This window comes from Nocardia sp. NPDC004722 (genome assembly GCF_053601505.1).
Map to the genome: position 1 here is coordinate 1 of NZ_JBSGBY010000164.1, position 14,153 is coordinate 14,153.

Sequence of the window (14,153 nt, forward strand, 5' to 3'; positions counted from 1 at the left end):
CGTCGGCACCGGCAGATCCGCGGCCACATCCGAGCGCGCGGGCACCTCGACCGGCGCCTCCTTGGCCTTGCGCTCCGCGGCGATGCGCTTGGACCGCTCGTGGCGGGCCTTGCGCTCGGCCAGCTTGGCGGCCTCGGCGAGGGCCTCGGGCGAGTCGGGGTCGAGACCGCCGCCGCGCTTGCGGGTCATGATCTCGTCCATCAGGTTCAGGCCCTCGAAAGCGTCACGCGCGTAATGCACGTCACCCTCGTACACGTCGGTGAGATCGTTCTCGACGTACCCGCGGGTCAGCGCCGCACCACCCAGCAGCACCGGGAACTGCGCGGCGACGCCGCGGGTGTTCATCTCCTCGAGGTTCTCCTTCATGATGACCGTGGACTTCACCAGCAGCCCGGACATGCCGATGACATCGGCCTTCTTGTCCACCGCGGCATCCAGGATCGCCGCAATCGGTTGCTTGATACCGAGATTCACGACCTCGTAGCCATTGTTGGACAGGATGATGTCGACCAGGTTCTTGCCGATGTCGTGCACGTCGCCCTTGACGGTGGCCAGCACGATGCGGCCCTTGCCCGAGTCGTCGGTGGCCTCCATATGCGGTTCCAGGTGCGCCACAGCGGTTTTCATCACCTCGGCCGACTGCAGCACGAACGGCAGCTGCATCTGCCCGGACCCGAACAGCTCGCCGACGGTCTTCATGCCCGACAGCAGGGTCTCGTTGATGATCTGCAGCGGCGGAACCTCTTTCATGGCGTCGTCGAGGTCGGTCTCGAGGCCGTTGCGCTCGCCGTCGACGATGCGCCGCGCCAGCCGCTCGAACAGCGGCAGCGCCGCCAGCTCCTCGGCCCGCGAAGCCTTGGACGAGGCCGCCGACACGCCCTCGAACAGCGCCATCAGCTTCTGCAGCGGGTCGTAGTCCTCGGTACGCCGGTCGTACACGAGATCCAGGGCGGTCTGGCGCTGCTCCTCGGGAATCCGGGCCATGGGCAGGATCTTCGACGCGTGCACGATCGCCGAATCCAGACCGGCCTCCACGCATTCGTGCATGAACACCGAGTTGACCACCTGCCGCGCGGCCGGGTTCAAACCGAAGGAGATGTTCGAAAGACCCAGGGTGGTCTGCACATTCGGGTGCTTGGCCTTGAGTTGCCGGATGGCCTCGATGGTTTCGATGCCGTCGCGACGCGACTCCTCCTGGCCGGTGCCCAGGGTGAAGGTCAGCGTGTCGATGATGATGTCGGATTCGTCGAGGCCCCAGTTGCCGGTGATATCGGCGATGAGCCGCTCGGCGATGGCGACCTTGTGCTCGGCGGTGCGCGCCTGGCCTTCCTCGTCGATGGTCAAGGCCACCACGGCCGCACCGTGTTCGGCGACCAGCCGCATGGTCTGCTGGAATCGCGAATCCGGCCCATCGCCGTCCTCGTAGTTCACCGAGTTGATGGCGCAGCGGCCGCCCAGATGCTCCAAACCGGCCTTCAGCACCGGGGTTTCGGTGGAGTCCAGCATGATCGGCAGGGTGGAGGCGGTGGCCAGCCGCGAGGCCAGCTCGGCCATATCGGCCGCGCCGTCACGGCCCACGTAGTCCACGCACAGGTCGAGCATGTGCGCGCCGTCGCGAGTCTGATCCTTGGCGATATCCAGGCACTTCTGCCAGTCACCGGCCAGCATGGCCTCGCGGAACGCCTTGGAGCCGTTGGCATTCGTGCGCTCACCGATCATCAGGATCGAGGCGTCCTGCTCGAACGGCACCGAGCTGTAGATGGACGAGACGCTCGGCTCGTGCACCGGGTTGCGCTTGGCCTGTTCGACCTCGCGCACCGCCTCGGCCACCTGCCGGATGTGCTCGGGGGTGGTGCCACAGCAGCCGCCGACCAGCGACAGGCCGAACTCGGAGACGAACTGGCTCAACGCGATCGCCAATTCCTCTGCGGTGAGCGGGTATTCCGCGCCCTTGGCCCCGAGGATGGGCAGACCGGCGTTCGGCATCACCGACACCGGCAGCTGCGCGTGCTTGGACAGATGGCGCAGATGCTCGCTCATCTCGTCCGGGCCGGTGGCGCAGTTGAGCCCGATCATGTCGATGCCCAGCTTCTCGAGCGCGGTCAGCGCCGCGCCGATCTCGGAACCGACCAGCATGGTGCCGGTGGTCTCCATGGTCACGTGCGTGATGATCGGAATCCGCCGGCCCGCGGTCTCCATGGCCCGGTGACTGCCGGTGACCGCGGCCTTGACCTGCAGCAGGTCCTGGCAGGTCTCGATGAGGATGGCGTCCGCGCCCCCGTCGAGCATGCCCAGCGCGGCCTCGGCGTAGGCATCGCGCAAAGAGACATAAGGAGCGTGCCCCAGCGTGGGCAGCTTGGTGCCGGGACCCATCGACCCCAGCACGTACCGCGGAGTCCCGTCCGCGGACTTGCCCATCTCGTCGGCGACCTCGCGCGCGAGTCGGGTGCCGCGCTCGGACAGATCCCGGATCCGATCGGCGATGTCGTAGTCCGCCAGGTTGGGCAGGTTGCATCCGAAGGTATTGGTCTCGACCGCGTCGGCGCCGGCCTCGAAATAGGCCCGGTGGATGTGCTTGAGCACGTCGGGGCGGGTTTCGTTCAGGATCTCGTTGCAGCCCTCGAGGCCACGGAAGTCATCCAGAGTGAGATCCGCGGCCTGCAGCATCGTGCCCATAGCACCGTCCCCGATCACGACACGCCGCCTGAGCGTGTCCAAAAGGGTGGTGTCGAATTCGGCGCGGCTGCGTACAGACATGTACCCAAGAGTAGTGGGAGCCCCGGACAAACATGGCCTCGGTATCGTGCGGTTCTCCCGACTCATACCTTCGGGACATCGGAAGCCGCGAACTCGCCCGGAGCGACGCGGGGGGCAAATCGGATCCAGTGCGTCGCATGCACACTGTGTCTTGACACACCGTAGGCTGACCGGGTGAACGCCAGTGAATCCCCGGTGCCACCCGAATCGGACCTGCCTACGCTGCGGGATCCGGTGCTCGTGGCCGCCTTCGAAGGCTGGAACGATGCCGCCGACGCCGCCAGTGGCGCGGTCGAGCATCTGGAACTGATCTGGGACGCGCAGCCGCTGGCCGAGCTCGACTCCGAGGACTACTACGACTATCAGGTCAACCGGCCGACGGTTCGCCAGGTTGACGGGGTGACCCGCGAGATCCAGTGGCCCTCGGCCATGTTGTCGGTGTGCTCGCCCCCGGGCAGTGATCGCGATGTCGTGCTGTTGCGCGGAGTCGAGCCGAATATGCGGTGGCGCAGCTTCTGCAACGACATCCTCGAATTCGTCGAGCAGCTGGGCGTGTCCACGGTGGTGATTCTCGGCGCTTTACTGGCCGATACCCCGCACACCCGCCCGGTTCCGGTCACCGGGACCGCCTACAGCAAGGAAGCCGCGGAGCGCTTCAACCTGGAGCAGACCCGTTACGAGGGACCGACCGGTATTACCGGAGTGCTGCAGGACGCGTGCGTGCGCGCGGGTGTCCCGGCCATCTCCTTCTGGGCGGCCGTGCCGCACTACGTATCCCAGCCGCCGAATCCGAAGGCCATCATCGCGCTGCTGCACCGGGTCGAGGATGTCCTCGATGTCGAGGTGCCGCTGGGCGGATTGCCCGAGCAGGCCGAGGAGTGGGAGGGCGCGGTCAACGAGATGACCGCCGGCGACGAGGAGATCGCCGAGTACGTGCGCTCGCTCGAGGAGCGCGGGGACGCCGAGGTGGATATCAACGACGCCATGGCCAAGATCGACGGTGACGCCATCGCCGCGGAGTTCGAGAAGTACCTGCGCCGACGCGGACGCGGCGGCTTCGGCCTCTGACGCGCCGCCACTGACCGCTCTGCCCGATTCGGGGTGAATGTCCCGGACTAGCCCGAAAACCATTGCCGCACCTGCGTTCACGACGCAGGTGCGGCGATGTATACGGAGCTAGTGCTCGACGGTCCAGACTTGCGCCGATGCCTCGTGCGCGAGCTTCGCGATCAGGATGTCGCGCGGAATCGTCTGACCCGCAAGGTGATCCAGTGACGGCACCACGACGTGGTGGGCATCGGCACGCTTGAGTTCGGCGGTCAGCTCCGCGAACGCGGTGCCGTCGCCGGGGGTCGATTCATGGAACGTTGCGGCGAAGCAGAGGCCCTCGGATTGAGCGAGCCCGCACATGGCGTTCTCCAGCTCTTCGCTCCGGCCGTCCGTCAGATCGTCACGCACGTACCCATAGATCAACGCTTCCACCCGAACCTCCGTTGGATTGGGATCGCTGTCTGAAGTGTGCCCTGCCAACCAGCTTGACGTAATCACGAATGCAATTGCAGATGTCAACCCACTGACATCCAGATGCCCTATCCGGGTCCATCCGGCGTTAACTGGTGAGATACTACAGAGCGTGTCCGCCGGTGACGATCGACCTGTCTGGGCTGTCCGAATGCGTGCCGAACGTGATGCTCGGGGGTGGTCACAAGCCGATGCGGTCCGGGCGATGCGGGCCAAATCCAGTCACAATCTGCCAACCGACAGCACACTTCTGCGCAACTGGCGGCGCTGGGAGTCCGGGGAATCCCGGCCGGACGATTTCTACGCACCCATCATCGCGGCGGCGTTCGACACGGTCACGGCGGCATTCTTCCCGAAGGCCCGGCCCAATCGGGACGACGAGATGCTCTCGGCGACCGGGATGGACACGCTGGAATTCATTGGGCGGCTGCGCATGTCCGATGTGTCCGCCTCCACGCTGGATGCCATCCGGATCACGGCCGATCGGCTGTGCTCGGAGTATCCGTGCGCGGATCCGCACGAACTGCATGCCGAGGGGACGACCTGGCTGCGCCGCATCACCTCGCTGCTGGACGGCCGACTGACTCTCTCGCAGCATCGGGAAGTGCTGGTCCTGGCGGGATGGGTTGCCCTACTGGTCGGTTGCGTTGATTACGACCTGGGCTGGCGCACCGCCGCCGAGGCCACCCGCCGGGCCGCCCTGTCGCTGGGCCAGGAGGCCGAGCACCCCGAAATCATCGGCTGGGGAGCCGAAATGGCCGCTTGGTTCGCGTTGACGCAGGCCAACTACCGCGGTGCCATCGAGGCCGCCGAGGCGGCACACGTCACCACCGGACGGTTGGGCGTCGGCGTGCAACTGGCCGCCCAGCGCGCCAAGGCGTGGGCGCGCCTGGGGGATCGCCGGGAGGTGGAAAAGGCACTGTCGCAGGGCCGTTCGATCTTGGACGCGCTGGAACATCCGGCCAATCTGGAGAACCACTTCGTCGTTGATCCGCAGAAGTTCGACTTCTACGCCATGGACTGCTGCCGGGTAGCCGGTGATGACCGGCTCGCGGAAAGCTATGCCCGCCAGGTGATCCAGACCGCGACACGCCCAGACGGCAGCATCCGGAAACCCATGCGCGTGTCGGAGGCGCACCTGACCCTCGCGGTGGTCGCGGTGCGCGATCGCAATCTTGAGCTTGCACTGGACGAGGGGTTGCAAGCCTTCGCGGGCAAACGCCGTTCACTGCCCTCGCTCATGTGGATCGCGGGTGAGACGGCGCGCGAGATGATCGAGCGCTTCCCCGGGGATCCGCGCACCCGAACCTATTTGGAGCAGTTGCGCGCCCTCGCGGCGGGCTGATCGGACGCGCGCGGTTCACACGCCGAGGGCGTTGCGCACGGAATCGATGGCGGCGTGGGTGATTCCGGGCACGGCCAGATTGCCGCTGCGCCGCCACCACAACGACAGGAACATGCCGACCGGGATCTGGAAGGCCAGCACGCCCGCGACCACGCCGCCGGTGATCGGCACCCCCGCGACCGGCAGGTGCCACAGGCCCCACAGCGCCGAGACGAAGGCCGCCGACCACATACCGCCGGGTTCGCCATGGCGATGGAGGTAGGAGTCCAGCGCGCCGCGGAAGAAGACCTCCTCCAGCACGAACACCAGAGGCAGATACATCAGCAGTGATTCCAGCCCGAGGCCCAAACTCGCCCACGGCGCCGGGCGCGGCGCGGCCTGTCCGCTGACCAGGAATCCGCCGATGACGGTGGACATTCCGATCAGTCCCGCCGTCGCCAGGGATGCGGCCAGCCTGCTCGCTCCGGCGCGGCCCAGTCCGCGCAGTGCCCAGGCCACCGGGAAGACGCCCGCGACGGCCGCCGCCGAGTACACCACCTCCGACCAGTGCCCGGTACCGCGCCGACCGGTCAGTACTTCGAGTAGTCCGTGGACCGGAATCACGGCCAGTAGCAGGGCCATCACCCACACCCGGCGATCCACCGGTGGCGGTGCGCCCCGCACCCACAATTCCCGGATCGGCCGCCGATGCAGCACCAGCGGGAACAGCAGCGTGAATGGAATCCCGAGCAGCAGATACGTATTCGCGTCGAGACGCAGCGCGAACCCGAGCGCGGCGTAGGCCCCGACCACCGCGCACGCGACGAGCGCCCGCAACACTCGCTCCCGGCGTCCGGACACCGCCGAGGGCGTGTTCGCCGGCGGGAAATCGCTTGTGCTCGCACCCGGCCATCCCCACCGGCCGGCGCTCGAGCGCCGCTCACCCCGCCTTCCGAGCCGCACGACGATACGTCGGAACGGACCTGGTTTCGCTCTGGTGCCGCCGGAACGGCCGGTCTCACGCGTGGTGCTGCTCTGCGCCTGGGTCATACCCGCCTTTCCACGAGTCACGTCCCCGCAGTATCCAGGCCGTTCTTAAGAGAATCGCCAGGTACGCTCCAGCGCATGGACTTCAGTCTGTGGACCTGCGCTGCCCGAGGGCACGAGACCTACGCCCCCACCGAGCCGGAGCTCGCGGTACGCCTCCACGTCGCCACCCCGGCGGGTGAATCCTGGCGCTGCCTGCGCTGCGGTGATTTCGTGCCCGGCGAGCCGCGCCGCCGCGGCCCCGCCGACGACGCGCCCGAGGTACCGCGCGGGCACCTGCTGCGCGACCGGATCATCATGCGGCTGCTGGCGGCCGAGCGCCTGATCCGGGCGCTGGTGTTGATCCTGCTGGGTGCGGGCGTGCTGAAGCTGCGCGGATCACGCGAACACTGGAAGTCCAACTGGGACAAGGATCTTCCGCTCATCCGGCAGCTGGCCGATCAGATCGGGTTCAACCCGGACCATTCGAAGATCATCAAGGGCATCGACAAGGCGTTCACCTTCTCCCCCACCGTGCTGACCTGGGTGGCGGTGGCGCTGTTCGCCTACGCCGCCATCCAGCTCATCGAGGCGACGGGGCTGTGGCTGGTCAAGCGGTGGGGTGAGTACTTCGCGGTCATCGCCACCAGCATCTTCCTGCCGCTCGAGATCTACGAGCTCACCGAGAAGATCACCGTGGTGCGGATCGGCGCGCTACTGGTGAACCTGGCCGCGGTGATCTGGCTGCTGTGGAGCAAGTCGCTGTTCGGGCTCAACGGCGGTGCCGCGAAGTACTTCGCGGAACACCATTCCGAGAGCCTGATGACCGTGGAGCGCGCGGCCGTCGCCGCGCAGTCCGAGCAGCGCACCGAGCGCATCGTCACCCGGCGACCGCACTGACTTGCCGTGCGGCCCGGCTGAATCGACCTCGGCCGGGCCGAATCACCCTGCGGCCGTACCGGTTCAGGCGGGCACTCCCAGGCCCTGAGCCAGCACCGGCCAGGACTTGATCAGCTCGTCGCGGAAGACGCCCCAGGAGTGCACGCCGTTGGGCGGCAGATCCACCGTCGCGGGCATGCCGAGTTCGGCGAGGCGGGCCACCAGATTGCGGGTGCAGTAGCCGGTCGCCGCCTCGATGGTGCCGTCGTAGATCAGGTGCACGAGGTAGCCGGCGACGCCGGGGTAGATGACGAATCGCCCGTCGACGATGTCGTACATGCCGGGAATGCCGTTGCCGCTGGAGATGTAGAGCGGCAGGCCGCGCAGCTTCTCGAGGTGCAGGTAGGGGTCGTTGTCCGCCCACATCGGGTCGCCGGGCGGGCCGTACATGTTGTCGGCGTCGCCGCCCTCGCTGGCCACGACGATGCGGGCGAAGGACTGCCCGACCGGGTCGCTGGTCTGCACGCAGCCGCTGAAGGTCGCCGCGGCCCGGAACAGGCCCGGTTTGGTCATCGCCAGATTCAGCGCCGGAGTCACCGACATCGACACCGCCGCAATGGCATTGACGCCGTTGGCGCCCAGGCCCGCGTCGATCAGGGGCGGCAGTTCCTCGGTGAAGAAGGTCTTCCACTTGTTGACGCCGAGCACGGGATCCGGTGCGCGCCAATCGGTGTAGTAGCTGGCCAGCCCGCCGGTGGGGACGATGACATTGATGTCCTTCTGCCCCAGGAAGTCGAACACCTCCGGCACCTGGTAGTGCCAGTTCTTGTTGGTGATGCCTGCGTCGGTGCCGTTGAACAGGTACAGGGTGGGCCGCGGCCGGGAGGTGTCGGCGGGCCGCAGCACGTCCAGGTGCACCGTCTTGTCCATGGCCGCCGAGTACACCTCGAGCGCGATATTGCGATCGTCGAGGATCTGGACGCTGGCCACGTGCGAGCCGTCGGCGCTCACCGGGTCCGTCAGCAGCGCACCGGTTTCGACGATCGGGTCGCCGGGTGTGGCGTGCGAGGCCACCGGCGTCGTCAGGGCGGCGGCCACCAATCCCCCTGTCACAACAGCGTTCCACAGTCGATACCGCACGGTCGTCGTCCCCTCGATCTTGATGGTGGGGACGACTCTGCCATATCCGGGGCGCTGTAACCCCCGCATCTATTCATAAAGGTCGCGGCGTGACGGCCCCTCGGTAACTCCCGTCACGCCGCGACGACGCCCGGCTACGGGGTGACGATGTTGAAGCCGGGGTCCGGCTTGTCCATGACCTCCTTGAGCTGCTTGAGCTTCGTCGGGTCGCCGCTGACCTTGATCGCGCCGGACTGGATCTCCTTGACGATGTCCTTGGCCCCGGTCATGGTGGCGATCAGTTCCAGCCGCGACAGGGTGAAGGTGGCGTCGGGGGCAGGGCCCTTGAAACCGGCGGGGATCACGAAGTGGATGAGCACGCCGTTACGCAGTTCGGTGCGGTAGGTCTGGTTCTGGTCGCTGATCACCCAGTCGTTGACCAGGTGCAGGTCCCACGCCTTGGGGCCGTTGATCAGGAAGGCCGCCGAGTCGAAGACCTGGTCGACGCTCAGGGCGCTGATCATGCTGGCGGAGTTGGCCTTCGTCGGGGTGCCGAAGTTGCCGTTGCGCAGCTCGTACGCGCCGGAGAGGTAGAAGTTGCGCCAGGTGCCGTTCTCGGAACCGTAGCCCAGCTGCTCGAAGGCGCTGGCCTGCAACATCTTCGCCTTCTCGTTGTTCGGGTCGGCGAAGATCAGGTAGTTGAGTACCTGCACGCACCAGCGGTAGTCGCCGTCGGAGTAGGCCTTGCGGGCCACCTTCAGCACACCGCTCGCGCCGCCCATGGCATCCACGTGCCGCTTGCCGGAATCGACCGGCGGGTGCTCCCACAGGTGGGCCGGATTGCCGTCGAACCAACCCATGTAGCGCTGGTAGATGGCCTTCACGTCATGGCTGACCGAACCGTAGTAGCCGTGGGTGTACCACTTGTTCTCGAGGGCGGGCGGCATCTGGATCATCTCGGCGATCTCGGTGCCGACATAGCCCTGGTTGAGCATGCGCAGGGTCTGGTCGTGCAAGTAGGCGTACGTATCGCGTTGCAGCGACAGCCATTCGGTGACCTTGTCGGCATTCCACATGGGCCAGTGGTGCGAGGCGAAGGCGACCTCGTACTCGCCGGAGAACATATTGATGGTCTCGGTCAGGTACTGCGACCACACGTGCGCGTCACGCACCAGCGCGCCGCGCAGGGTCAGCAGGTTGTGCAGGGTGTGAGTGGCGTTCTCCGCCATGCACATCGCGCGGAAGTCGGGGAAGTAGAAGTTCATCTCCGACGGGGCCTCGGTACCGGGCGTGATCTGGAAGACGACCTTGATGCCGTCGATGGTCTCTTCCTGACCGGTGTGGGTGACGTCCTTGTTGGGCGGGATGAGGCTCACGGTGCCGACCGAGGTGGTCATGCCCAGGCCCGCACCGACCTGCCCCTTCTCGCCGCGCGGCAGCGCCGCGCCGTACATGTAGGCGGCGCGGCGGGACATGGCGGTGCCCGCGAAGATATTCTCCTCGACCGCGTGCTCGACGAAGCCCGCCGGGGCGATCACCGGAATCCGGCCGGAGGCAGCGTCTTCGGCGGTGATGACGCCCATCGCGCCACCGAAGTGGTCGACGTGCGAGTGGGTGTAGATCATGCCGACGACCGGCTTCTGCCCGCGGTGGGCAAAGTACAGGTCCATGCCCGCCTTGGCGGTCTCGGTCGAGATCAGCGGGTCGATGACGATGACGCCGGTCTTGCCCTCGATGAGGGTCATGTTCGACAGATCCAGGCCGCGAATCTGATAGATGCCCGGAACCACTTCGTAGAGGCCCTGTTTCACCACCAGCTGGCCCTGCCGCCACAGCGACGGGTGCACCGAGTTCGGGCAGGAGCCCTGGAGGAAGCCGTAGGACTCGTTGTCCCACACCACTTTCCCACTGGCGTCCTTGACCACGTCGGGCTCGAGCTTGGCGATGAAGCCGCGGTCGGTGTCGGCGAAGTCCTGGGTATCGGAGAACGGCAGCGAGGACTGCGCCTGCTTCTGCGCGTCCACGATGTGACCGCTCGGGTCGACCGCGTCCTTGCTGGTCTTCTCCGCGGCCGAGCCGCTGTCGCTGTCGCTGTCGCATCCGGCGACGGTCACTCCGACACCGGCGGCCACCAGGGCGGCCGCGCCGACCCCGAATACCCCGCGCCGGGACACCGTGAACCCACCAGGCTTGCGGTCGTCCCCGTTGTTCGTGAGGTCCTCGTCGGTCATCAGCGCTCTCCTGTCTCCCTGTGGTGGATGCGTGGCAGAACGTGGTAGCCGATCATTCGCTGTCGTTCTGCCCTGTGGGCCACAGTACACCACTATTGCAGTGCGTCTGCAATAGACTGGGTGAGTGACCCCATGCGAAACGCCTCGAACCCCGCGCCGGACCTGCGCGCACGGGCCGGGGCCGGATGTGATCGGATTCCTGCTATGAGCGAGGGCAAGGGCAGCAAAGGCAACGACGGCCCGCGGCGGCGGCGCAATCCGGAACAGACCCGCCGGGCGATCATCGAGGGCCTGCTGTCGGCGGTGCACGACGGCGAGTTCGATCCGACCACCCGCAGCATCGCCGAACGCGCGGGCGTCTCCGAACGCAGCATCTTCGTGCACTTCCCGACCCGGACCGCGCTCATCACCGCCGCGGTGGACCAGCAGTCCGAGCAGGTCGAGGCGCTGATCGTCGCGGCCGATCCGGCGCTGCCGCTGGCCGAGCGCATCGACGCGGTGGTGCGTCAGGGCGAGGCCATCTTCGCCCTGCAACGCGAACCGCGCGTGCTCGGTCTGATCGAATCCCTGCGCACCCCCGAGGTCGATGCGCGGATGCGCTTGACCGACAACCGGATTCGCGAGGCCCTGGCCGCGCTGTTCGCCCCCGAACTGGCCGCGCACGAGGGCGAGCAGCTCCTCGATCTGGTCGACGCCACCGTCGGCTGGCCGTACCGCCACCACCTGATGGATCGGCGCGGCCTGTCCGCCCGCGCGGCCTCCGACGCGGTCCGCCGCGCCCTCACCGCGATGCTCGCCCGGGCGGACTGAGCGCTGCGGGTGACGCGGCCACCCGAAATTGCCCACTTGCCCTTTGATTGCCGCTACGTTGCTGACAACGGCAGCTCGACGCCGGGACAGTGTTCGAAGCAGGAGGCACGATGAGTACCGCGGGACAGCGCCACCTCCCGTTCGACCGACGTACCGGCCGCCCGGCCCCGGAAGTCGGCTACCCCGCCCTCCCCCGCACCGACCTGCTACGCCAACTGGACGCCGCCGCCGACACCGGCCGCACCATCCTGCTCAGCGCCCCCGCCGGAACCGGCAAAACCACCCTCCTCACCACCTGGCTGGCCCACCGCCGCACCCAGAACCCGGCCACCCGCACGATCTGGATCACCGCGGACTCCCGCCGCGACCGCAGCCTCTGGCCCGAGTTGTCCGGTCGGGTAAGGATCGGGGGTGGCCGGGTGGCCGAGTTGGCGGAGGTGGGGCCGGTTGTGGTGGTGATCGACATGGCGCATGAGATCGGGGATGCGCAGATGCTCGGGGAGCTCGAGGAGTTGGTCGATCTCGCGTCGTCGAATGTCACCGTGGTGGTGGCCGGTCGGTGCGATCCGCCGGTGCGGTGGCATGCCCTGGAATTGCGTGGGGCGTTGGCGCGGTTCGGGATTCGCGAGCTGGTGCTGACGGCGGCGGAGGTCGAGGAGCTGTGCGCGCAGCACGGCTGCGTCCTCGAGGGGGTGGTGCTCGAGCGGGTGATGGCCTTGACCGACGGGTGGGCCGCGCTGGTGCGGATGGCGGCCTTGCAGCTGGCGGCGCGACCACGGGATCGCGCGACGTCGTTGAGCGTGCTGGCGCGGCCGCCGCAGCTGATCTCGGAATTCCTTGCGCGGGAGGTGGTCACGCCATTGCCCGCGCACGTGCGCGAATTCCTCACCCGCACAGCGATTCCCGACTCGTTCACCGAAGCGCTGGCCGATCGTCTCACCGGCCGATCGGCGCGGGCGGCGCTCGATGAGCTCGATCGCGGCAATATTCCTCTCCGGCGCGAGAATCGCGACGGCGCGCTGTGGTTCAGCTATCCCCCGCTGCTGCGCGCGCATCTGCTGGCCGAGGCGCGCGGCCTGGACGCGGCCACGCTCGCCGAGCTGCGACGGGTCACCGCGCATTCGTATCTCGCTGCCGGACAGCCACTCTCAGCCCTCGAGCAGCTGCGCGAGCTCACCGATCCCGCCCCGCTGCGCGACGTGCTGCGTGATCTGGGCTTGGGCCTGGTGCTCGACGGCGCCGGCCCGCGACTGTTCTGCCTGCTCGAGCAGTGCGACCCGGCGCTCGAAACCGATCCTTACCTGCATATCCTGCGCGCCGTGGACGCCCTCACGCAGAGCGAGATCAGCAGGGCCACCGCCCATCTCGAGCTGGCGACCGCACCCGCGAGCTCGGTGTGCGTGCCCGAGCAGTGGCTCGTCGTCATGCGTCGCGCGGTGGCCGTCGAGATCACGGTGGCGACCGGGCGGTCACCGGCGGGATTCGCGCCGGCGACCGGAAGCGAGCCGACCGGCAATCAGGATGTCGATGCCTATGCCGCGGTGCAGGATGCGATGGTGCTGCTGGTGGGTGGGGAGGTCGCGGCGGGCGAGGGACAATTGCGCCGGGCCTTGGCGTTGGCACAGCACGCGCGGCATTCACGGCTGGCATTGCGGTCGACGAATCGGCTCGCGGTGGCCTCGGGGGTGGAGGGGTCGATCGCGGGGATGCGGGAACGGGCCCAGCGGGCCCTCGATATCGCGGGCACGCACCGGCTGATGGATTCGGCCGACGCCCTGCAGGCGGTGGTGATGACCGCGCTGGCGGCTCATGTGCAGGGCGATGACCAGGGCCGGCGGCATTTCGCGGACGTGCTCGCCGACGCCGGGCGGCGCGGTGTGTTCGGTCCCGGCAGCCATGAGCACGTGGTGGCGCAGGTGCTCGCGTTCGATGCCGCGCCGGACCGGTATCGCGCGGCACAGTCGTTGCGGCACAGCATGTCCACGCTGTTGCACCGCTCGCTGCCGCCGTTCACGCTCGGGCTGCTGGTGCAGTCGGTGTGGGCGTTGCTGCGGGTGCCCGACGGGCGGGCCGCGCAGCAACTGGTGGCCGAGGCCCGCCGCGCGGTGGGTGAGCATCCGGCGGTGACGCTGTGCGAGGCGGGGCTGGCGCGGGCGGCCAACCGGCCGCGTTCGGTGCTCGCGCTGACCACGCCCATGCTGGCCGTCGACGGTGTGAATCCGTTGATGGCGGTGCTGGCGCGGCTGCTCGACGCGACCGCCCATGCGGAACTGGGCAATTCACTCAAAGCGTACGAGAGTACGGCGGACGCGCTGCGCTGCGCGGAGCCCGAGCATCTCGTGCGGCCCTTCCTGGATGTGCCCGGCGTCCTGGATCTGCTCGACACCTTCGGTGTCCGCTTCGGACACGAGGACGCCTACGCCGCGCGGGTGCGTCACCATCCGGCGGCCACGCGGGGTCCGGCCACGCATCCGGCGCTGACCTCG

At 67.8% G+C, this 14,153-nt stretch carries 10 protein-coding genes; 5 read left to right on the forward strand and 5 right to left on the reverse strand.

All coding sequences use genetic code 11. The annotated features are described in order from the left end of the window. Positions 1 to 2,757, reverse strand: a 2,757-nt coding sequence (metH, locus tag ACWELQ_RS18090; protein ID WP_452398193.1) for a methionine synthase, incomplete at its 3' end; no start/stop codon positions are given. A 174-nt stretch (positions 2,758 to 2,931) separates the two neighbouring features. Here metH and ACWELQ_RS18095 point away from each other — a divergent pair. After that, positions 2,932 to 3,825 (forward strand): PAC2 family protein, encoded by an 894-nt coding sequence (locus tag ACWELQ_RS18095; protein ID WP_326310618.1) that lies wholly within the window; start codon positions 2,932 to 2,934, stop codon positions 3,823 to 3,825. Between the two features lie 108 nt (positions 3,826 to 3,933). On the opposite strand, the gene ACWELQ_RS18100 is transcribed toward ACWELQ_RS18095, so the two are convergent. Continuing rightward, positions 3,934 to 4,239, reverse strand: a complete 306-nt coding sequence (locus ACWELQ_RS18100; protein WP_452398194.1) for a hypothetical protein — start codon at positions 4,237 to 4,239, stop codon at positions 3,934 to 3,936. A gap of 244 nt (positions 4,240 to 4,483) precedes the next feature. Here ACWELQ_RS18100 and ACWELQ_RS18105 point away from each other — a divergent pair, with 244 nt between their 5' ends. Continuing rightward, positions 4,484 to 5,623 carry an XRE family transcriptional regulator gene (locus ACWELQ_RS18105; protein WP_452398195.1) on the forward strand — a complete coding sequence of 380 codons (1,140 nt, stop codon included), beginning with the start codon at positions 4,484 to 4,486 and terminating at the stop codon, positions 5,621 to 5,623. 15 nt (positions 5,624 to 5,638) lie between these two features. On the opposite strand, the gene ACWELQ_RS18110 is transcribed toward ACWELQ_RS18105, so the two are convergent. Continuing rightward, positions 5,639 to 6,463 carry a CPBP family intramembrane glutamic endopeptidase gene (locus ACWELQ_RS18110; RefSeq protein WP_452398196.1) on the reverse strand — a complete coding sequence of 275 codons (825 nt, stop codon included), beginning with the start codon at positions 6,461 to 6,463 and terminating at the stop codon, positions 5,639 to 5,641. A 264-nt stretch (positions 6,464 to 6,727) separates the two neighbouring features. On the opposite strand from ACWELQ_RS18110, the gene ACWELQ_RS18115 reads away from it, so the two are divergent. After that, the gene (locus ACWELQ_RS18115) at positions 6,728 to 7,528 is read left to right on the forward strand and encodes a DUF2127 domain-containing protein (RefSeq protein ID WP_452398197.1); all 801 of its coding nucleotides are present in this window, start codon (positions 6,728 to 6,730) and stop codon (positions 7,526 to 7,528) included. 63 nt (positions 7,529 to 7,591) lie between these two features. On the opposite strand, the gene ACWELQ_RS18120 is transcribed toward ACWELQ_RS18115, so the two are convergent. Both ACWELQ_RS18120 and ACWELQ_RS18125 read right to left on the reverse strand, forming a co-directional pair. Further along, positions 7,592 to 8,620 (reverse strand): alpha/beta hydrolase, encoded by a 1,029-nt coding sequence (locus ACWELQ_RS18120; protein WP_452398198.1) that lies wholly within the window; start codon positions 8,618 to 8,620, stop codon positions 7,592 to 7,594. Positions 8,621 to 8,781: 161 nt separating this feature from the next. Further along, positions 8,782 to 10,857 (reverse strand): alkyl/aryl-sulfatase, encoded by a 2,076-nt coding sequence (locus ACWELQ_RS18125; RefSeq protein ID WP_452398199.1) that lies wholly within the window; start codon positions 10,855 to 10,857, stop codon positions 8,782 to 8,784. A gap of 204 nt (positions 10,858 to 11,061) precedes the next feature. Here ACWELQ_RS18125 and ACWELQ_RS18130 point away from each other — a divergent pair, with 204 nt between their 5' ends. Beyond that, on the forward strand, positions 11,062 to 11,667 hold the full coding sequence (locus ACWELQ_RS18130) for a TetR/AcrR family transcriptional regulator (RefSeq protein WP_452398200.1): 606 nt from the start codon (positions 11,062 to 11,064) through the stop codon (positions 11,665 to 11,667). 110 nt (positions 11,668 to 11,777) lie between these two features. Next, the coding region (locus ACWELQ_RS18135; protein ID WP_452398201.1) for a hypothetical protein at positions 11,778 to 14,153 on the forward strand (2,376 nt) is incomplete at its 3' end.